The organism is Dactylosporangium sp. NPDC049140 (assembly GCF_040648435.1).
In genome coordinates this window covers 41900-60762 of sequence record NZ_JBEZDS010000026.1, presented here as the reverse complement: position 1 = coordinate 60762, position 18863 = coordinate 41900, and the positions used below count along the sequence as shown (strand labels likewise).

Annotated in this window: 21 protein-coding genes and 1 pseudogene; 10 read left to right on the top strand and 12 right to left on the bottom strand. The window is 72.6% G+C overall.

Translation table 11 applies throughout. The features are described from left to right. Window positions 1–30: 30 nt before the first annotated feature. The 5 genes from AB0B76_RS33865 to AB0B76_RS33845 all read right to left on the bottom strand — a co-directional run bounded on the left by AB0B76_RS33865 (window position 31) and on the right by AB0B76_RS33845 (window position 3279). A complete protein-coding gene (locus AB0B76_RS33865) occupies window positions 31–678 on the bottom strand; it encodes a GntR family transcriptional regulator (RefSeq protein ID WP_360382999.1) in 648 nt (215 codons plus the stop codon). A gap of 118 nt (window positions 679–796) precedes the next feature. After that, window positions 797–988 (bottom strand): hypothetical protein, encoded by a 192-nt coding sequence (locus AB0B76_RS33860; RefSeq protein WP_360382998.1) that lies wholly within the window; start codon window positions 986–988, stop codon window positions 797–799. An 87-nt stretch (window positions 989–1075) separates the two neighbouring features. Beyond that, on the bottom strand, window positions 1076–1657 hold the full coding sequence (locus tag AB0B76_RS33855; RefSeq protein WP_345128216.1) for a dihydrofolate reductase family protein: 582 nt from the start codon (window positions 1655–1657) through the stop codon (window positions 1076–1078). Between the two features lie 63 nt (window positions 1658–1720). Then, entirely contained in the window at window positions 1721–2611 is an 891-nt protein-coding gene (locus tag AB0B76_RS33850) for a helix-turn-helix domain-containing protein (RefSeq protein ID WP_360382996.1), read from the bottom strand. 239 nt (window positions 2612–2850) lie between these two features. Further along, window positions 2851–3279 (bottom strand): hypothetical protein, encoded by a 429-nt coding sequence (locus tag AB0B76_RS33845; RefSeq protein ID WP_360382995.1) that lies wholly within the window; start codon window positions 3277–3279, stop codon window positions 2851–2853. Window positions 3280–3314: 35 nt separating this feature from the next. Between AB0B76_RS33845 and AB0B76_RS33840 the strand changes: the two genes are divergently transcribed. From AB0B76_RS33840 to AB0B76_RS33815, 6 genes are all read left to right on the top strand, one after another. Continuing rightward, window positions 3315–3518: a hypothetical protein gene (locus tag AB0B76_RS33840; RefSeq protein ID WP_360382994.1), complete on the top strand. Its 204-nt coding sequence runs from the start codon at window positions 3315–3317 to the stop codon at window positions 3516–3518. A gap of 5 nt (window positions 3519–3523) precedes the next feature. Then, window positions 3524–4555 carry a histidine kinase gene (locus AB0B76_RS33835; RefSeq protein WP_360382992.1) on the top strand — a complete coding sequence of 344 codons (1032 nt, stop codon included), beginning with the start codon at window positions 3524–3526 and terminating at the stop codon, window positions 4553–4555. Then, window positions 4552–4962 (top strand): response regulator transcription factor, encoded by a 411-nt coding sequence (locus AB0B76_RS33830; RefSeq protein WP_360382991.1) that lies wholly within the window; start codon window positions 4552–4554, stop codon window positions 4960–4962. Before AB0B76_RS33835 ends, AB0B76_RS33830 begins: the two co-directional genes overlap by 4 nt. Before the next feature lie 114 nt (window positions 4963–5076). Next, window positions 5077–5742: an ATP-binding cassette domain-containing protein gene (locus AB0B76_RS33825; RefSeq protein ID WP_360382989.1), complete on the top strand. Its 666-nt coding sequence runs from the start codon at window positions 5077–5079 to the stop codon at window positions 5740–5742. A gap of 13 nt (window positions 5743–5755) precedes the next feature. Continuing rightward, on the top strand, window positions 5756–6526 hold the full coding sequence (locus AB0B76_RS33820; protein WP_360382988.1) for a hypothetical protein: 771 nt from the start codon (window positions 5756–5758) through the stop codon (window positions 6524–6526). Further along, window positions 6523–7002, top strand: a complete 480-nt coding sequence (locus AB0B76_RS33815) for a hypothetical protein (RefSeq protein WP_360382987.1) — start codon at window positions 6523–6525, stop codon at window positions 7000–7002. Before AB0B76_RS33820 ends, AB0B76_RS33815 begins: the two co-directional genes overlap by 4 nt. A gap of 49 nt (window positions 7003–7051) precedes the next feature. Here AB0B76_RS33815 and AB0B76_RS33810 read toward each other — a convergent pair whose 3' ends face one another. Then, window positions 7052–7246: a hypothetical protein gene (locus AB0B76_RS33810; protein ID WP_360382986.1), complete on the bottom strand. Its 195-nt coding sequence runs from the start codon at window positions 7244–7246 to the stop codon at window positions 7052–7054. A 49-nt stretch (window positions 7247–7295) separates the two neighbouring features. Beyond that, window positions 7296–8810, bottom strand: a complete 1515-nt coding sequence (locus tag AB0B76_RS33805) for a hypothetical protein (protein WP_360382984.1) — start codon at window positions 8808–8810, stop codon at window positions 7296–7298. A gap of 138 nt (window positions 8811–8948) precedes the next feature. Between AB0B76_RS33805 and AB0B76_RS33800 the strand changes: the two genes are divergently transcribed. Beyond that, the gene (locus tag AB0B76_RS33800) at window positions 8949–9767 is read left to right on the top strand and encodes an NAD(P)H-binding protein (protein WP_360382982.1); all 819 of its coding nucleotides are present in this window, start codon (window positions 8949–8951) and stop codon (window positions 9765–9767) included. On the opposite strand, the gene AB0B76_RS33795 is transcribed toward AB0B76_RS33800, so the two are convergent. After that, entirely contained in the window at window positions 9768–10736 is a 969-nt protein-coding gene (locus tag AB0B76_RS33795; RefSeq protein ID WP_360382981.1) for a ThuA domain-containing protein, read from the bottom strand. A gap of 256 nt (window positions 10737–10992) precedes the next feature. Here AB0B76_RS33795 and pqqC point away from each other — a divergent pair, with 256 nt between their 5' ends. The 3 genes from pqqC to AB0B76_RS33780 all read left to right on the top strand — a co-directional run bounded on the left by pqqC (window position 10993) and on the right by AB0B76_RS33780 (window position 13950). Then, window positions 10993–11691 carry a pyrroloquinoline-quinone synthase PqqC gene (pqqC, locus tag AB0B76_RS33790; protein ID WP_360382980.1) on the top strand — a complete coding sequence of 233 codons (699 nt, stop codon included), beginning with the start codon at window positions 10993–10995 and terminating at the stop codon, window positions 11689–11691. Next, the gene (gene pqqE / locus AB0B76_RS33785; RefSeq protein ID WP_360382979.1) at window positions 11688–13025 is read left to right on the top strand and encodes a pyrroloquinoline quinone biosynthesis protein PqqE; all 1338 of its coding nucleotides are present in this window, start codon (window positions 11688–11690) and stop codon (window positions 13023–13025) included. The genes pqqC and pqqE overlap by 4 nt, the downstream gene beginning before the upstream one ends. A gap of 91 nt (window positions 13026–13116) precedes the next feature. Beyond that, window positions 13117–13950 (top strand): MBL fold metallo-hydrolase, encoded by an 834-nt coding sequence (locus AB0B76_RS33780; protein WP_360382977.1) that lies wholly within the window; start codon window positions 13117–13119, stop codon window positions 13948–13950. Here the strand turns inward: AB0B76_RS33780 and AB0B76_RS33775 are convergent. The 4 genes and pseudogenes from AB0B76_RS33775 to AB0B76_RS33760 all read right to left on the bottom strand — a co-directional run bounded on the left by AB0B76_RS33775 (window position 13930) and on the right by AB0B76_RS33760 (window position 18750). Beyond that, window positions 13930–14571 (bottom strand): TetR/AcrR family transcriptional regulator, encoded by a 642-nt coding sequence (locus AB0B76_RS33775; protein WP_360382975.1) that lies wholly within the window; start codon window positions 14569–14571, stop codon window positions 13930–13932. The two genes, AB0B76_RS33780 and AB0B76_RS33775, sit on opposite strands and share 21 nt — an antisense overlap. 465 nt (window positions 14572–15036) lie before the next feature. Next, window positions 15037–15270, bottom strand: a pseudogene (locus tag AB0B76_RS33770) (WhiB family transcriptional regulator); the annotation flags it as partial. A 2041-nt stretch (window positions 15271–17311) separates the two neighbouring features. Then, complete coding sequence (locus tag AB0B76_RS33765) at window positions 17312–18364, bottom strand: caspase family protein (RefSeq protein WP_360382973.1); 1053 nt, start codon at window positions 18362–18364, stop codon at window positions 17312–17314. A gap of 14 nt (window positions 18365–18378) precedes the next feature. Next, window positions 18379–18750: a hypothetical protein gene (locus tag AB0B76_RS33760; RefSeq protein ID WP_360382972.1), complete on the bottom strand. Its 372-nt coding sequence runs from the start codon at window positions 18748–18750 to the stop codon at window positions 18379–18381. Between the last annotated feature and the right edge of the window lie 113 nt (window positions 18751–18863).

Sequence of the window (18863 nt, the reverse complement as noted above, 5' to 3'; positions counted from 1 at the left end):
CACCGTGACATCGTCATCGGCGCTCGCGGGCTACCGGTGGTGCAGGGTCCGGTAGGCGAACTCGGTGAGGTAGTCGTTGAGCCGGAGTGACGCCTCGGCCGCCTTCTCGGCGTCGGCCTGGCAGATCGCGCGGAGGATCCCGCAGTGCAGGTCCCGCCCGGCGCGGATCTCGCCGGCGACGTCGCGGAGGTTGGCGAACCAGAACCGCCGTGACAAGCCCTGCAGCGGTGCCACCGCGACCGACAGGTACTCGTTGTGGGCCGCCATGGCGACGAGGTGGTGCGACTGCGAGACCAGCGGGCGGAACGCTCGGATGTCCTCACCGGTGAAGGCGGCCAGCGCCTCGTCGAGGGCGAGCATCGCTTCGATCTGCGCGGCCTCGGCCCGGTCGGCCGCGAGCCGGACCGCCAGTACTTCGATGCTGCGCCGCAGTTCGAGCAGGCGGAGTTGCGACTCGATCGACAGCTGGGCGATGAACACCCCCCGGCGGGGACGGATGTCGACCATGCGCTCCCGGGCCAGGCGTTGCAGCGCCTCCCGCACGGGCGTCCGGCCGTAGCCGGTGCGGTCCATCAGCGCAGCCTCCGAGACGAGGCTGCCCGGCGCCAGCTCCTGGAACGTGATCATTGCCTCCAGAGCCCGGTACGCCTGCTCCGCCCCGTTGTCCTGCGCGCTCATGTCCCGCGTTTCCTGGTCGCTGGACGGCGTGGACAGCCCCGTCCCCATCCGGTTCGTGGCGCTCGACGCGACGGAGACGACGGCCCCCGCGGGGACCCGCACCTTCCGGCTCTGAGCGTCAGCGGTGGTGGGGCGTGCGCTCCGGGGCGGGGGCCGGGGTCGCGGCCCAGCTGGCGAGCGGCTTGAGCCGTTCCTCCGCGGTGGTGCCCGGCTCGGCGCTGTAGACGGTGAGGTCGTGGACCGCCCGGCCGGCGATGGGCAGATCCAGCGACTGGTAGGTCAGCTCGAGCTCGCCGACGCGGGCGGGCACGTCGTCGCCGCGCTCGCGTCCGGCTTCACGCTGCCCGATCTCGTGTCACAGTCGCAGCGGTCTTCTTCGCGTACCCACTCAGATCGGTCAACGGCGCACCCGATAGCGCAGGTGAAGCACCCGGTTGCCCTGAACAACTACGTCTGGGCCTTCCAGCAGGTGTTGCGCGTCGACGGAGCCGAAGTAACGCTTACCGGACCCGAGCACGACGGGTGCGACGTCCATGCGTACCTCGTCGACCCAACCTGCGGCGAGCGCCTGGCCACCGACGTCGCCAGCAGCGAACTCGACAGTGCGGTCACCCGCAAGCTCCCGCGCCTTGGCCACGGCCGCCTCGATGCCGTCGACAAAGTGGAACGGCGCCTGGAGGTCCCAGCCCTCGGGCGCACCACGGTGACTCACCACGACCACATGGTCGATCCCACTCGGAGGCGTCCCATCCCAGCCGTCGGTGATGTCGAAGGCGTGACGGCCGGCAATGGTCACCCCGACCTCGTCCCAGTACGGCCGGACGTAGTCGAACGAAGCCTGCGACACCTTCAGAACGCCACTGTCGTCCAACGGCACGTCACCGCTGACCAGCCACTCGAAGATCGGACCGGGGTCGTCGTTCTCAGCCGCGATGTAACCATCCACCGAAACCGACGCGTTCATGACCACTTTCCCCATGGATTCCTCCTCTGTTTGGAGTCCCAAGTCTTGTGCGGCGTGAGCTGTCGCTCTTGTACGAAATCAATCGGCCGGGAGCGGCCAGCCGTCCAGGACGTGGTCGGGATGATCGCGCAGGAATCGCCGCCGGACTTCGGCGTACCGGGTCGGCGTGAGCCCGGTGAACTCCCGGAACTCGCGCACGAAGTGGGCCTGGTCGAAGTAGCCCGCGCCAGCGGCAACGTCTCCCCAGTCGATCGGTGCAGCCACGTCGAGCGCCAACACGGCGGAGCTGAAGCGGTAGCTGCGAGCCAGCCGTTTTGGCGTGACACCGACTACGGCCTTGAACCGCTTCGCCAAATACGTGCTGCTGGCGCGGGCCGCCACACCGATGTCGCTGATCGGCACTGTCCCGCCTGTCGCCGCAACGGCGCTGCTCATCTGGCGGACCAGGTCAAGACCGTCGATCACCCGCAACCGTCGCACCAGTTCCTCCTCGAGCAACATCAGCATTTCGTGCGGTGCGTCCGCCAAGGTCAGTCGGTGTCGCAAGTCAGCGATAGCGGGCTGGCCCCAGATCTGCTCCACCGTCGCAGGTCGGTCGCACAACTCGGCCGCGGGCATCGGAAGGAACGGTGCCAGGCCCCACGGCCTGAAGTGGACGCCCACCGACCGGGTCGGGGTTGGGTAGCTGAACTCCCACGCACGCGTGGGCGTGGTGACCGCGCAGCCGTCGGCGTACTCCACGGCGTCTACGTCGGTGCCTGCGCGGATGAGAAACGGCGCCCCGAGGTTGACGATGAGCAATGGCGCGGGCGCCGCCGGCAGCATCAACCGGGAGTACGGCGGGGCGCCCTCCAGGTAGTAGAGGTCGTCGATCAGCCCGTCCAGCGGCGGACCGGGCACCCTGGACACATACTCCACGCCGACATCATCGCCGACGGCCCATCCGGCATCGCGCGCCGCCGCCAGCATCGAGCCGGCGCCGATCCCTGACGGGCGCCCCGGCGCATTTCGGTCCCCAACTACACCCCACGTTGTGAAGGGCCCTCATCCGTTCCTGAGCTGCGCTGTCAGTCGTCGAACTCGAGGCCGCGCTCCTCGGCCAGCGCAACGACCTCACTCATCCGCGCGGGTCGTTCGTCGAGCCGGCGTTGAGCAGCAGCGGGTGATTCCCCGGGCGAGTCTCGACGATCTTCAGCGGATTCACGCCCTCAGCATATGATCGGAGCCGCCCGAGTCACGGGGAGGTCGGCATGCAGCTCGAGGCGCTCGTGGACGGTCTTTCCGCCAACCCGGCACTGCCGTCGGCGATGGTCGAACGGCTGCTGCGGTACGGCAAGGGCTTCGGCCGTGTCGCCGGCCGGCCCGATCTCAGCGCCGGGCAGGTCGAGGCGATCCTGGAGTCCACGCACCCCTGGCTGCGGCACACCCTCGCGCTCAACGAACACCTCGACGCGGCGGTACGACTCCGGCTCGCCGCCGACGACGACCCCGTCATCCGCCGCGCAGTGGCGGGCCGCGCCCCGGCGTCGGCGCGCGAACTGTTCGAGCGCCTGATCGGCGACCCCGCGCCGGACGTGCGCCGCGAGCTCGCCTGGACCGACCGGGTGCCGGACGACCTGCGGGCCCGGCTGGCGCACGATCCCGACCCCGGCGTGCGGGCCGAGCTCGCCAAGTGCTGGACGCAGGCCCCGCGCTGCTGTCCCGCGATCCGGACGCCGGGGTCCGCAAGGTGGTCGCCGCCCACCCGAACCTGCCCGGGCCGGACCTCGTCCGCCTGCTCGACGACCCGTCGGAGTCGGTCGCCGCAACGGTCGCCGCCTCCCCGGCCCTTCCGGCCGCCGAGATGGAGCGCATCCTGACGCTGGCGGGGGTCTGACGCCCATGGGCCGGCGTTTCCGGCTCGACCTGGCCGTCGCCGTCGTGGTGGTCGGCGGTTTCTGGGTGCCGCCGGCCCTGACCGCGGGCGGCGCGCGGGCCGTGGCCGGGCTCGCGCTCGGGGCGCTCGCGGGCGCGGCGGTGCTGCTGCGGCGCCGGGCGCCGGTGGCGGCCGTGCTCGTGGCGGCGGCCGTGACCGTGGCGGGTGGGGTGCTCGGCGTGAGCCAGGACCCGATGCTCGCCGCGGCCTGGTGCCTGTACCCGGTCGCGGCCGAGCGGGCCGGCCGCGCCCGTGGTGCGGCCGTCGGGGTTGTGTGCGGGATTGCGGTACTCGGGGCGACGGTCGCGATGCCGGAGGGCGCCACGCGGCTGTTCGTGGCCGCGTTCGTGCTCGGCGGGGCCTGGCTGCTCGGGACCGCGGCCGGGCGGCAGGCGCGCGCGGCCGAGGCGCTGGAGCGGGCCCGGGTGCAGGCCGAGGTCGCGCGGGACGTACACGACGTGGTCGGGCACGCCCTCGCGGTCATCGCGGCCGAGGCCGGGGTCGCACGGATGCTGCCCGACGCCGACGAGGTCGAGCTGCGGCAGAGCCTCGCGGACGTGGAGGGGCATGCGCGGGGGGCACTGCAGGAGGTACAAACCCTGGTGCGAGCGCTCAGAGATCTGCCCGTGCCCGTCGCGCCCGCCCGGGAGCGGCTGCTGGCCGTGCTCGCGGCGAGCCGGGCCGCGGGGATCACGGTCGACGAACGGATCGACGGGGACCTGCCCGAGCCGGCCGGAACCGTGGTGGTGCGGGTCGTGCAGGAGTCGCTGAGCAACGCGCTGCGGCACGCGCCCGGGGCGGTGTGCCGCGTCCAGGTGACGGCACGGGCGGACGCGGCGGTCGTCGAGGTGCACAGCGCCGGTGGTCCCCGGCCCGCGCCCGGCACCGGGGTGGGCCTCGAGGGGCTGCGCGAGCGCGTCGGGCTGGCCCGGGGCGAGGTGCGGTGGGAGGAGCCCGCGGCCGGGGAGTTCCGGGTGCTCGCGCGGGTGCCGTTGTGATAGGCGTGTTCGACCTCGACGAGTACGTGTACCGCGCGCTGTCGCTGGGCGCGTCCGGCTTCCTGCTGAAGAACGCCGCCCCGGCCGAGGTGCTGCGGGCCGTGCGAGCGGTGCACGACGGTCACGCGATGCTGGCCCCGGAGGTGACCGCGCGGCTCGTCCGGCAGTTCGCGCCGCCGGCGAAGGCCCACCCGTTCGCGACGACCGTACTGTCCACAAGGGAGCTACAGGTGGCCCGGCTGGTGGCCCGCGGGCTGTCGAACCAGCAGATCGCGGACGAGCTGCGGTTGAGCCTGGAGACGGTGCGCACGTACATGCGGCGCATGTTCGCCAAGCTCGGCGTCAACGACCGCACGCACCTGGCCGTGCTCGCCCACGAGGCCGGACTGCTGCACGATCCGCGCTGAGTCGCTGTTCGACCCCTTCGCGTCTCCTTTCGCGTCTCCTTTCGCGTCTCCGTTCGGGGGACGCGGGCCCGATCTGCCCACCGCCAGGCTGGGCCGGTGATCGAAGTGATGGGTTTGCGAAAACGCTACGGATCTCTGCCGGCGGTCGACGGCATCGGCTTCGTCGCGCGTCCGGGGCGGGTGACCGGGTTCCTCGGACCGAACGGGGCCGGCAAGTCCACGACCCTGCGCGTGCTGCTCGGCCTGGCCAGAAGCGACGGTGGCCTGGCCACCATCCACGGCCGCCGTTACGCCGGCCTGCGCCATCCATTGCGGACGGTCGGCGCCCTGCTCGACGAGGCGGGCCCGCTGCCCGAACGCCGCGCCGTCGACCACCTGCGGTCGCTGGCCCTGTCCAACGGCATCCCGCGGCGCCGGGTCCGCGAGGTGCTCGAGCTCGCCGGCCTCGCCGCATCCGCCCGGCGGCGGACCGGCCGCTACTCCCTCGGCATGCGCCGCCGGCTCGGCATCGCGGCCGCCCTGCTCGGCGACCCCGAGGTGCTGATCCTCGACGAGCCCGCGAACGGCCTCGACCCGGACGGCATCCGCTGGGTGCGGCGCCTCGCGCGGGAGTCGGCCGCCGAGGGCCGTACGGTCCTGCTGTCGAGCCACGCCATGGCCGACGTGGCCGAGACCGCCGACGACGTCGTGATCATCCATCGTGGACGGATCGCGGCCGACGGTCCATTGGGGATGGTGACGGCGGGCACGGTACCCTCGAGGCCGCCTTCTTCGCACTGACCGGCGAGGCCCGGTGAACAGGCTGCGCGCGGAGTTCCTCAAGCTGCGCGCCTCCCGCACCGCGTGGATCGCGACCGGCGTCCTGCTCGCGCTGCACGTACTGGTGCAGTGGCAGGCGCTCGGCCTGACCCGCGACGCGGTGGACGCGATCGCGCCCGACGGCACCATCGAGGTGTTCATCGGCGAGCGGCAGCCGGCGGCCCGCGCGATCCTCGACCTCACGGCGGGCTCGTCGCTGCAGATGTGCCTGTTCCTGCCCGTGCTGGGCGCGATCCTCGGCGGCCACGAGGCCCGCCGCCTCGGCGCGGCGCTGCTGGCCGTGCCGCGGCGGACCGTGCTGTTCGCGGCCAAAACGGTGGCCGCCGCGGCCTGGCTGCTGTGCACCGGTGCGCTGGTGTCGCTCGGGTCGCTGCTGTTCACCTGGCTGGCGATCCGCGGGTGGAACCCGGGCCTGCTGCGGACGACCGTGGTCCCGCAGCTCCAGTTCGTCGGCTACGCGCTGCTGTACTCGCTCCTCGGCTACGCTTTCGCCCTCGCCGGCCGCGGCGTCCTGGCCGGCCTGCTCGGCATCGTCGCCGTCACCGCCGCGACGATGACCCAGGCCGCGCCGCACTGGCTCGACGCGCTGCTCCCCCTCAGCGCCGGGCGCAACCTGCTGCTGGACCCGCACGTCGACGGCTCGCTGAGCTCCGGCCCGGCCGTGGCCGTGCTCGTCACGGTCGGGTGGGCCGTGCTGACACTCACCGCCGCCGGGCTGGTGCTGCACCGCCGGGACGTGCCGTGACGGCGGAGTTCTACAAGCTCGCGACGCTGCCGGTGACATGGGTGCTGCTCGCCGCGTACGCCGCACTGGAGCTGAAGTCCGCGCCCCTGCTGGCCGCGCACGCGATGGCGACGATCGCCGCGGTGGCGGGCGGGCGCGACAACGTGGCGGCGAGCCTGTGCGCGGTACCGTCGCGGCATCGGCTCATCGCCTTCAAGGTGCTGACCGTGGCGCTGTTGAGCGCGGCGCTGTCGCTGTCGGCCCGGTGCCTGCTGCTCAGCCTGTTCGCGCTGGGCCTGGCCCTGCTGACCCGGGGAGTGGTCTGGCCACTTGCCTTCTTAGCGGGTGTACCGATCCTGCTCACACCCATACTGCGGGCGGTCATACCCAGGGTTGAGCCGTACCTGCCGCACGAGGCCACGACGCCCGTGCTGGCCGGGTGGGCCGCGACCGCCCTCGCCGCCGCGTGGCTGACCCTCGTGCGGCGCGACGCCTGACGCATTCTCAGCGGCACGCTCATGCGCGCACGGCGAGAGGTCTGGCCGATCAGTGCGGCCAGTCCTCGTCGTCGTCGACCGGGTCCGGGCTGCGGCGCCACTCCTCGTGTTCCAGCCACGCCGCCCGCTCCTCGTCCTCGGTGCCGGGGCGCCACTCCTTGCCGTCGCGGACCAGCACCGGTGGGTAGGCGCGGCCCTCCAGCCAAAGGGTGAGCCACTCGGTCACGGTCAGGCCCTGCGGCATCGTTCACGGACGTATGCTGCCACGCCCGGCACGGCCGGCCGGCCCGGTACTACAGGCCGATCACGTCGATGTAGTCGAGCTTGTTGTTGCTGCCGCCCGCGGCGTTGGTAACGGTCAGGCGGCCGTCGGCGACCGTAACGGTCGTGGTGCCCTCGACGAAGTGGTCGGCGGCGGTCGGGGTGCCGCTGATTGTCAGCGCGCCCTCGAACGCGATGCGGTACGTGCTGTCCGTGAATCCGGGATCGCCGGCGGCAATGTGCACGAGGTACCGGCCGTTCGGCACGGCGATCTCCCACGTGTTCGCCGACGTCGGATGCTGGGCGTGGATCAGGGTCCGGTAGCGCAGGTCGGGCGCCCCCGCCTCGGGACGGAGCCGGGTGTATGCGGCGTCGTCGGCGCTCCAGCCGTAGATGGCGCCGCCCGTGCGGGCCGCGTAGACGGCGCCGGTGTCGGCGGTGTAGCCGGTCGGGGTGGTCGACGAGGCCGGCTGGAAGTTCACGTTGGCGTGGAACCGCGGGACCAGCAGGAACGCGTGGGACCTGCCGCCCAGCACGCCGCGGCCCACGATCTCGCCGCGGTCGTTGATGCCGTTGGCCTGCTGCAGCTGCCATCCGGTGCCGGCCGGGATCAGGGTGTCGAGCGCGGCGATGGTGCCGCCGGGCTGCCACACCCAGGCCTTGGGCGCGGCGCACGGCTGGCACATCGGGTCGGCGGTCCCGACCACCTGGCCGGCGGCGTTGACGGCGTTGCCCGTGCTGTACGCGATGCCGTCGACCGTGCCGATGTCCGTGCCGATCGGCGCGCCGTGCTCAATCACGTCGCGGGCGTTCCAGAACACGGCGTGCGAAAGGCCGTCACCGATCGGGGCGGAGCCGGTGACCTGGTCGCGAACGTTGATGGCGTTCACGGTGACGACGTCGCCGTCGAAGTACCGCAGACCGGGCATCTTGAACCGTGCACCATTGTCCCAGATGACATACCCCGGGTTGGCGGTGATGTGGCCGCGCGCGTTGATGCCGGTGGCGGCGTACAGCGCGTCGGGCGGGTCGGCCAGGTACCGGGAGCTGCCGCCGGGCTCGTAGATCGTGGCCAGCGGCGAGCCCTCGGAGCCGGCGGGGCGCTGGCCGCCGGCGATCCGGCCGTGCCGCTCGATGGCGTTGGCGGCGCCGAGCCGGTTCGTCACGGGGCCGCCGAGGTCGGTGATCGCACCGGACGCGCTCCACCTGACCGGGTAGCCGTAGCCACCGGACGAGCGGTCGGCGGTGCCGGCGACCTGTCCGGCGTCGTTTATCGCGTTGGCGACGCTGCTCGCGCCGCCGGGCAGGGTGCCGAGATCGGTCATGACGCCGCCGGCCCAGCGGAACGCGTGGCGGCCCGTCGGGGTGTCGCGGTAGCCGACGACCACGCCCGCGTTGTTGATCCCGTTCGCGCCGCTGTCGGGCGAGCCGAGGTCGACGATCGTGTAGCGGGACGGGGTGGCGGCCGCGACGACCTGCGGAACGGCCACGGCGGCGGCCACCCCGAACACGGTCACGGCGGCGGCGCGGCTGATCAAAAGTCGCACGATGGCCTCTTCCCGGGGCGGCGAGAGAGCGCTTTCATGACCCGGGTCGAGCGTAGGGCAACAACGACGAATGTCAATGCCGAACGGGGCTGGAATTGCGGACTGAAGCTGGCCGCATTACACCGTAGCGTCGCTCGCATGATTCTCGTTGTCGGTGCCACCGCATTCTTCGGCCGCCAGGCGGTCGAGACCCTCGCCGCGCGTCACATCCCCGTCCGCGCCCTCACCCGCGACCCGTCGAACGCCGCGCTGCCCGGCGGCGTCGAGGTGGTACAGGCGGACCTGACTGATCCCGAAAGCCTGCCGGCCGCCGTCGACGGCGTCACCGCCGTGCTGCTCGTGCTGCCGTTCGGGCTCGACCCGGCCCCGCTGCTCGCGCTCGTGCCCGGGCGGCGGATCGTGGTGCTGTCGTCGTCCGCGGTCGACGAGAGCACCGACGTGATCGCGAACTACCACCGCGAGCTCGAGGCGGCCGTGGCCGCGGCGACCGACGACTGGACGGCGCTGCGGATCCTGTTCCCGGCCATCAACTCGCTGACCTTCGCCCAGCAGCTCGCCCACGGGGATGTCATCCGCGTGCCGTACCCGGACTCGAGCACGGCCGCCGTGCACGAGCACGACGTCGCCGAGGCCGCGGTGACCGCCCTGACGCAGGACGGCCACCGCGGGAAGGCCTACGACGTGACCGGGCCGGCCGCGCTGACCCAGGCCGACCAGGTGGCCGTGCTCGGCACGGCGCTCGGCCGGGAACTGCACGTCGAGGGCGTCGACCCCGCCGCGGTCCTCGAACAGCTCGCGCAGTTCATGGACCGCGGCTTCGCCGACGCGCTCCTGAGCACGATGGAGCGCGCCACCAGGGCCCCGGCCCCGGTCACGTCCACAGTGGAGGACCTGACCGGGCACCCGGCCCGCCCCTACGCCGAGTGGGTGCGGGACCGCCTCGACGCCTTCCGGTGATCAGCGGCAGAACGGGGCGGCGCCCATCGCCGAGCGGACGCCGCCCACCAGCAGCTGCTGGAACTGCACGGCACCCGGGAACGCGCTACCGTCGCTGAAGTCGAGCGCGTCATGGCCGAGGGTGGTCAGCCAGGCGCGGCCGCCGTCGTAGTACTGGCACCAGGCGACCGGATGTTCGGCGCCGTGCCCGGGGTGGCCCATCGAGCCGGTGACGCCCTGGGCCAGGCTGTGCTCGTCGACCGTCAGCAGCACCCGCACCCGGCTGGGCGCCGGCACGAGGTTGTACCACTCGTCCTTGAACGACCACGTGGACGGCAGCCCGGCGGTGGAGACGTCACGGCGGTCCACCGTGCGGACCGTGCCGGACTGGGCCGGGCCGTGGTCGTAGTAGTTCGCGCCGCCGAGCAGACCCTCGTACCACGGCCAGTTGTACTCCGTGCCGAACGCGTTGTGCACGCCGACGAAACCACCCCCGCCGCGGATGTACTGCCGCAGCGAGGTCTGCGCTGCGTCGTCGAGCGTGTCCCGCGACGTGCTGTAGAAGATCACCGCGTTGTAGCGGAACAGCTGGTTCGGGGAGGCGAGCTGGGCGACGTCCTCGGTCCAGTCGACGGCGAAGCCGTTCTGCTGACCCAGTGCGACGACACCGTTCTGCACGACGTTCGCGGCGGTCAGCGGCGGGTTGAGCCCGGCGGCCAGGGCGGGGCCGAGGTTGGCGTGGCGCGGGCCGGCCGTGCGTGTGAACAGCAGCACCCGGTAGCCCTTGGCCGGGTCGAAGTTGCCCCAGTCGTGGTAGCAGCGCTCGTCCGGGCCGCGGCACACCCCGTAGTCCGGGCTGCCCAGCTCGCGGGCCCCGGTGTCGCGGTCCTTGGGTTGCTGGGCCGCGCTGGGCAGCACGGCGACGAGTCCGATCACAGTGGTCGCGGCCGCGACGAGCGCGGCGAGCAGAGCGGGACGTTTCAGATGCATGCCGGGCACTCCTTAAGGTCCATCAGGCGGACTTCTTGTACCGACATAAGGTCGGCTCAATATAGGTCGGCACCTCTTGGCGCACAAGGTTGCGACGGCTATGGTCTTCCCATAGATCGGATCGCATGGACCGCCTAGCGGACCGGAATGGAGCCGTCATGCCGAACCCGAAGAGCCGCCGCCCGTGGACCCCGCCCAAGGTCGAATGCCTCGAGACCCGGCCGGAGGTCTCGGCCTACTCGGGCGCGGGCGACCCGTGGCACCGTCAGCCCCGCTGAGCCGGGCGGCGTTCGCCGAGGCCCTGCGGGGCCTCGGCGCACACTACTGGGACCGGCACCCGTTCCATGTGCGCCTGCACGAGGGGCACGGCACACCGCACGACATCGGCCTCTGGGTTGTCAACCGGTGGTACTACCAGCGCACCCTCGCCCAGAAGAACGCCGCGATCGTCGCCGGCTGCCCGCTGCCGGAGGTCCGCCGGGCCTGGCTGCCCCGGGTCACGTTCCACGACGGCACCCACGACGGGGAGGGCGGGCTCGCCGACTGGCTCGTGCTCGCCGAGGCCGTCGGGCTGTCCCGCGACGAGGTCGTCGACGAGCGGCACGTGCTGCGGGGGGTCCGCTTCGCCGTCGACGCGTACCTGCACTTCTGCCGCACCCGCCCGTGGACCGAGGGCATCGCCGCGGCCCTCACCGAGCTGTTCTCGCCGGAGCACATGGCCGACCGGATGCGGGCCTGGCAGCGGCACTACGACTGGATCAAGCCCGACGGCCTCGCCTACTTCGAGACGCGGATCCCGGTCGCCCGGGCCGACAGCGCCGACACCCTCGAGCTGGTGCTCACCCACTGCACGAGCGCCGAGCAGCAGGCCGCCGCCCTGGCGGCGCTGCGCTTCAAGTGCGACGTGCTCGGCGCGATGCTCGACGCGATCGACTACGCGGCGGCCCGGTCATGAGCGCCCCGAGCCTGCGCCCCGGCACCAGACTGATCTTCGACGAGGTCCGGCAGACCCATGCACTGTTGTACCCGGAGGGCGTACTGCTGCTCGACGAGGTCGCCGCGGACGTGGTACGCGCGTGCGACGGACGGCGGGACCTGGCGTCCATCGTGGAGGTGCTCAGCCTCGAGTATGACGGTGTGCAGGTGTCCGATGTGGAGCGCCTGATCGCCCGGGTCACCGGGACGGCCGGCGTGGACCGTGCCGGCGCGGCTTTGTCGCCCGCGCCGGCGAATCCGATCGGGATGGTCGCGGAGCTGACGTACCGGTGCCCGCTGCAGTGTGCGTACTGCTCGAATCCGGTGGAGCTCAGCGCGTACCACCGGGAAATGACGGCCGACGAGTGGCTCGGCGTGCTGAGCCAGGCCCGTGCGGCCGGCGTGCTGCAGGTGCACTTCTCCGGCGGCGAGCCGCTGCTGCGCCGCGACCTGCCCGGGCTGGTCGCGCACGCGCGGGAGCTCGGGATGTACACCAACCTGGTCACCAGCGGCATCCCGCTCACCGGTGACCGCCTCGCCGCGCTCGCCGGGGCCGGCCTCGACCACCTGCAACTGTCCATTCAGGACGCCGGGGCGGCCGACGCGGACCGCGTTGCCGGCGGCGGGTTCCACGAGCGCAAGCTCGCCGTGGCCGCGCTCGTGCGCGAGGCCGGGATCCCGCTCACGATCAATGTGGTGCTGCACGCCGGGAACGTGGACCGGCTGGGCGCGATCGCCGATCTCGCCGCCGGGCTGGGCGCCGACCGGCTCGAGCTGGCGCACACCCAGTACTACGGCTGGGGTCTGCGCAACCGGTCGGCGCTGCTGCCCAGCCCGGACCAGGTCGAGCGGGCCGCGGCCGCCGCCGCGGAGGTCCACGCCCGGCACGGCGACCGCCTCGAGGTCGTGTACGTCGAGCCGGACTACCACACCGGCCGCCCGAAGCCGTGCATGCAGGGCTGGGGCGGGCGCCAGTTCGTCGTCGCCCCGAACGGCGACATGCTGCCGTGCCTGGCCGCCGGGCAGTTGCCCGGATTCACCGTGCCGTCCGTACGGACCGCGGCGCTGACCGACATCTGGACGCATTCGGCATTGTTCAACAGTTTCCGCGGTACCGACTGGATGTCCGACCCGTGCCGCACATGCGCACTGCGCCACGTCGACTTCGGCGGGTGCCGCTGCCAGGCCTTCCAGCTCACCGGCGACCCGGCCGCGACCGACCCGGCGTGCGAACTGTCGCCGCATCACGAACTCGTCCGGTCCGCCGCACGGCTCGGAGCCCGTGCACCTGTGGCACCGCGGCGGTGGCGGTGATCGGCCACGTGCCGAGCAGCACGCCCCGTGACACCGCGGCGGTGGCCGTGACCGGCCGTGTGCTGCACAGCGCGCCCGCGACACCGCGGCGGTGGCGGTGATCGTCCGTGTGCTGGGCAGCGCGGCCGGCGGCGGCGTGCCCCAATGGAACTGCGCCTGCGACGGCTGCACGGCCGCGCGCCGGGCCGGGATCGACCGCACCCAGGACAGTGTCGCGGTCAGCGGGGACGGCGCCGCGTGGTACCTGATCAACGCCTCTCCCGACATCCGCGCCCAGCTGCTCGCCGCCGAGGTGCTCCGCCCGGGCCCGGGCCGCCGGGACACCCCCGTCCGCGGTGTGCTCCTCACGACGGCCGAGGTGGACCACACCGCCGGGCTGCTGAGCCTGCGGGAGGCCGTCCACCTCGAGGTGTACGGCACGGCGACCGTGCTCTCCGCCGTGCCGCTGATCCCGATGCTGGGCCGCTACACGGACCTCCGCCTGGGCGAGCTGCCGGCGACGCTGGAGGGTGGCCTGACCGTGCGATCCCTGACCGTCGGCACGAAGGTACCCCGTTACGCACGGCCGGACTGCGGCACCGACTGGGTCAGCGCACTGCGGATCACCGACGACCGCACGGGCCGTGCGTTCGTGTACGCCACCTGCCTGCCCGGGTGGACAGACCGGTTCGACGCGTTCCTCGAAGGTGCCGACGTGGCCCTGCTCGACGGGACCTTCCTCGACGCGGACGAGCCCGCGCGCGTCGCCGGGCTCGTGCGCACCCCGCGCGAGATGGGCCACCTGCCGATCGCCGACGCGCGCGCGGCGCTGGCCCGCCACCCGGGCACCCGGGCGCTGTTCGGGCACCTCAACAACACCAACCCGCTCGCCGTCACGGCGGCGCCCGGCGTCACGGCCGACGGGTCAGTGCTGCTCGAGGAGTAGGTGCGACACGATCATGTCGCCGAGCAGCCGCCGGTAGTGCTCGCGCCGGCCCGGGTCCACGGGGTCCCGCTCGAAGATGGCGGTGAGGGTGTACCGGTTGGCGATCCGGAAGAAGCAATAAGCACTGATCGCCAGGTGTACGTCGAACGCGTCCACATCCTCGCGGAACAGCCCCTCGGCCCAGCCCCGTTTCAGGATCTGCTCGATCACCTTGATCGCCGGGCTGTTGAGCGCGGACAGGCTCTCCAGCTGCGCGATGTGCTCGCCGCGGTGGATGTTCTCGATGCTCACGAGGCGGATGAAGTCCGGGTTCGCCTCATGGTGGTCGAACGTGATCTCGGCGAGGCGCCGGATCGCGTCGGCCGGTGGCAGGTGGTCGAGGTTGACACCGCGCTCGGCCTCGCGGATCCGTGCGTAGGCCCGCTCGAGCGCCGCGACGTACAGCTGCCGCTTGCCCCCGAAATAGTAGTAGATCATCCGCTTGGTCGTCCGGGTCCGCTCGGCGATCTCGTCGACGCGCGCCCCGTCGTACCCGCGGTCGGCGAATTCCCGCGTGGCGACGTCGAGGATCTCGCGCCGAGTCCGCTCCGCGTCACGCCGGCGGTCGTCTGGCTGGTCCATCCCGTCCCTTCACGTGGCTCACGCTCGCACCCAGTCTGGCACGGGCGCACGCCACCTCGCTGGACGCCGTCAGGCGGTGAGGCCGCGGCGGGTGGACGGCGCCGGGCGGACCACCTCCAAGGACGTCCGCCGGACGACGGCGGGCTCGACCGTCACCGTGAGCTGGAGCCGCCGCCGGATGTCCTCGATGTCGCCCGTCACGTCCGCGATCCGCACGCGGTCCTCCGCCGTGGCCGTACCGCCGGCGCCTTCCCGTTCGCGTACCAGTTGAGCCCGGACACTACCGGCCTCGGTCACGGAGATGTCCACCGTGTGCTCGCCCAGCCAATCGGCACGGGCGGAGTGCAACACCTGGCGGCCGTCGGCGGACTCCAGCTCGCTGACGTCGTATCCGAGGTCCGCAAAGGCACGGGCGACCGCGTTGCGGACCACGAGCACGTCGATGGACTCGGCGGCCGGCCGATGGGGTCGGCCGCGCGGTCGCTTGCGCGGGACGATCACGCCGCGTTCGAAGATCTCTCCGCCCCAGACGCCCCACGGCTCATGCCGCTCGAGGGCACCCGCGAGGCAAGCCGTGCGCAGCGGGCACTCGCGACAGAGGGACTTCGCCAGTTCGAGGTCGGCGGGAGAATCCGCGAACCACAGGTCGGGGTCGAGCGTGCGGCACGGCACGTTCTCGAACGGGCTGCCGACCGACAGGTCGGGTGCGACCGGACCGGTCGCCGGAGCATCCTCCGGGCCGGTGGTCGGGAGGTTGCCGACCTGCACGGCGTGGTACACGCCGCCGACCGCTCGTTCGGCCGGGGTCAGTGACAGGACGCCGAGCAGTCCGGGTGGGGACTCGTCGCCGGTGCGGACCTGCGCCTCCGCGGTGGCGTCGGCCTTCCGGCGCACCTGCTGCATGGTGTTCAGCTCGAGCTCGGCCGGCGGGCGCTGCCACACCGCGGCCGCCCGCGTCCGGGCCGTCGGGAGGCGCGCGCCGACCACGTCGCCGAGCGCATCCAGGTCCGCGTCGATGCGGACCGGATTGAGCCGGAGCGCCTGGCGTTCGGCGAGCGGCGCCAGGTCCGGCGGCAGCTCGGCCGCGGCGGGCAGGTGGGCGCCGGCGAGCAGTACCGGGATCACGGGCAGGCCGAGGTCGAGCGCCACGCGGAGCTCCCGCCGGACGGCGTCGTCCGGCCGGTCGATGGCACGCCGGCCGTCGGGCCCCGGGCGCAGCCATCCCGGGCCGATCACGGCGACGACGACGCTGGCCTTGTGCAGTTCGCGCCACGCCACGGCATCGGACTCGGCGGTGGGCGGCCGGCCGCTCCAGTGCACCCGCGATGCCCCGAACCGCCTGCTCAACGCCTCGCGGACCAGCACGGCGCCGACGTCGTCGTCCCCCGCCCGGGCGCTGACGAAGGCCGCCGTCGCGACCAGCGGGCGTACCCGGGCCGGCGGCTCACCGTCGACGGGTCGGGCGGCCGGCCTGATCGCGGCCATGACCTCTTCGACGGCCGAGACCGGCAGCGCCGTCGAGAGCGCGACGGCCGCGGGATTCCAGGCCGCCGCCACCTCGGCGTCCGCGGTACCGTCGATCGCGGCGACGTCGGCGATGAACCGCCGGACCCGTGTGACGGCCCGGGCGGTCGCACGGCGCCCGGTCACCGCTGCGTCACCGGGCTCCTCGCCCGTTCCGAGCGCCTCGTACTTGAGCCACACGCCCCCGCTGACGAGGTTCCCGGCGATCTGGTACGCGAGTGAATGCTCGACCAGCACGCCGGGCGCGGCGACGTCGGCCGGGACGACGAGGTCGCGGTACGCGGCGTGGATCATCGGTGGCCAGGCCAGGCGCTGCCGTCCGGGCGCGACCGCTCCCTCGCGCCACAGCGACAGGGCCTCGACGTCGGGATGCCCGGGAAGGAGGTCGGTCAGCCGGTCGGCGATCAGGTCGTGGGTCGTGTCGTCCGAGGGCCACTCGGCGCGCAGCGCGTGCGCCGCGAGCACGCCCAGCATCGGGTTGAGGTCGGACCGGTTCGACAGCAACGCGTCGACGACATCGCGGCGGAAGACCGCCCGGCGGCGGAGCAGCGCCGTGCGGGCGACCTCCACCGCGGTGTTCGCGGCGCTGTCGGCCCGCCACGGACGGCCGGCCTCCACCAGGTGCAGCGAGACCTCGAAGCCGTGTGGAGCCTGCCGCAGGAACACGATCGTCTGCCAGCCGGGGGAGAGCCAGAACGGCATATCGGTACCGTGCCGGCGCAGCACGTGTCCGCCGGCCGGCCGTGCGCGGTCCCAGGCGGCGGCACGGTCGCCGATCCATCCGTGCGGCCACGCGTCGACCGGGCGAAGGTCCTCGTCCAGCAACTGCCATTGGCTCAGCACGGTGGCGACCGGTACGTCGGATACCACCACGAGATGAGCCCGTGCCGGGTCCCCGTGCGCCGCGGCCGTGCCGCTGACCGACTCCGCCACCGTGCGGTACTCGTCGTCGGTCTGCCGATCGGCCGCCACGGGCGCGACCGAGCGCAGCGTCAGGTCCACAGCGGCGTCGACGTGGTCCCGGCCGGGTCGCACCGCCACGATCTCGGTCTCGTGGGTGTCGCCGAGCCGGCGTTCCACCTGGTACAGCCCGGGCGCGACGCTGACGTCGAGATGGCCGACGCCGCGGGCGACGACGTCGAACCGGCTGTCCCGCACGGACAGCTCCGTCCCGGGCCACGTTCCGAAGAGCCGGATGCGGCCGGGGCCGGGGTGGTCAGAGTCGGACTTCACGATCGGCTCCCGCCACGACGAACATGCCGAGCCCCGCGGAATCGCCGGCGTCACGCTGCCCCTGGCGGACCACCCAGTACAGCCCGGACGGAAGCTTGGTCGTCAACGGGCCGGCGGCGGAGTCCCAGCGCTCCCGCACGTGGAAGTCGCCGTCGAGCAGCTCCACCGGTCCCGTCGACTCCGGCAGCACGATGTCGACACGGTGCGGTGCGGCCGCTTCGGCGAGCGGCGGGCCGAAGGTCATGTCGGGCACTCCGCTGAACTCGACGCCCTGCCCGCGCCGGCTTTCGGACGCGAGCTGGTGGACGCACGCCTGAACGAATCCGGACAGCCGGGCCGAGGTGACGCGCCCGCCGAACCGCGGGTCGCCGGCCTCGCGGAGCCCGCGCAGCAAGGCTTCGGTGAAGTACCCGCGGCGCTGGTCGGGACGGTCGGCCCGGCTGTTCTCCAGGGCCGTGCGGCCGAACTCGCTGGCGTAGGCGACCGTGACCCGGACCGGCCGGCGGGCGTCGCCGCGCAGGGTGAACGGCGGACCATTGGAGGGCGCGCCCTCGACGAAGCTGCGGCAGCAGTCGGCGAACACGACCAGTTCGTGGAAGGCGCACGAGACCTGATACCAGCGCCGGTACAGCGACAGCTCGATATTGTGGCCGAGCTCCTCCAGGCTCGCGTTGGCGGCCAGCAGCGCCCCGTCGCCGCCGTCCGGCGCGATCCCGTGGCCGGCGACGAAGATGTACAACCGCGTGTCATCCCACCGTGACGGTTCCTGCGTCAGGGCCAGGTTGACCGCGCGGTTCACGCGGCTGAGCGCCAGATTGATCTGGTGTACCGCCGGCTCGGCCGACTCCGCCGGCAGGGAAGCGGCGTCGTCCGCGGAAGCCGGTACCAACTCGATATTGGCCCTTGGCACGGCGCCACCGGCCGGGTCGGCCAGCCACTCGAGGAACCGCGCCGCGTCGCCCACGGCCGCGGTGAGGTCACCGAGCGCCGGATAGCGGTTGATCCCGACGACCACCGCGTAGTGCAGGGCGTTCATCACTGGGAACGCTCTCAGTCTTCGGTGATCTCGCCGGACTTCACCCGTACGGTCTTGATGAGCTTCCCGTCCGGACCGTAGAGCTCCACCACCTGCGGTCGCTGCTGCGGATCGCGTTCCTGGCGGCGCTTCGCCCACGCGGCGACACGGTCGCGCACGGCGCTCACCCCGCTGTCGATGAGACCGCCGGTCACGCCGTCCAGGATCTTGCCGCCGAGGTAGATCATGGTCACCTCGTACCAGGTGACCGCCCGGCTCGTGGCGGCGTCCTCCTCGACCGCGACCTCGATGCCCAGGTCCCGCAGGTCGGCACACAGTTCGGCGATCGCCTCCCGGTGTACGGCCGGCCGATCGCCGTTCTCGACGAGCACCGTGACTTCGGGCACGCTCACCCTTCCCGCCGCATCCGGAACGCATGGTGCACGCATTGTCACCCGTGCATCATCGGTCCGCCAAGGTGAGCCGGTCCAGACAACGTCACCCGATGGATGACCGGCGC

Coding starts and splice junctions, on each gene's coding strand:
- AB0B76_RS33865 (WP_360382999.1), bottom strand. CDS start 678: ATGAGCGCGCAGGACAACGGGGCGGAGCAGGCGTACCGGGCTCTGGAG.
- AB0B76_RS33855 (WP_345128216.1), bottom strand. CDS start 1,657: ATGGGGAAAGTGGTCATGAACGCGTCGGTTTCGGTGGATGGTTACATC.
- AB0B76_RS33850 (WP_360382996.1), bottom strand. CDS start 2,611: ATGCTGGCGGCGGCGCGCGATGCCGGATGGGCCGTCGGCGATGATGTC.
- AB0B76_RS33835 (WP_360382992.1), top strand. CDS start 3,524: ATGGGCCGGCGTTTCCGGCTCGACCTGGCCGTCGCCGTCGTGGTGGTC.
- AB0B76_RS33810 (WP_360382986.1), bottom strand. CDS start 7,246: ATGCCGCAGGGCCTGACCGTGACCGAGTGGCTCACCCTTTGGCTGGAG.
- AB0B76_RS33800 (WP_360382982.1), top strand. CDS start 8,949: ATGATTCTCGTTGTCGGTGCCACCGCATTCTTCGGCCGCCAGGCGGTC.
- AB0B76_RS33795 (WP_360382981.1), bottom strand. CDS start 10,736: ATGCATCTGAAACGTCCCGCTCTGCTCGCCGCGCTCGTCGCGGCCGCG.
- pqqE (WP_360382979.1), top strand. CDS start 11,688: ATGAGCGCCCCGAGCCTGCGCCCCGGCACCAGACTGATCTTCGACGAG.
- AB0B76_RS33775 (WP_360382975.1), bottom strand. CDS start 14,571: ATGGACCAGCCAGACGACCGCCGGCGTGACGCGGAGCGGACTCGGCGC.
- AB0B76_RS33765 (WP_360382973.1), bottom strand. CDS start 18,364: ATGAACGCCCTGCACTACGCGGTGGTCGTCGGGATCAACCGCTATCCG.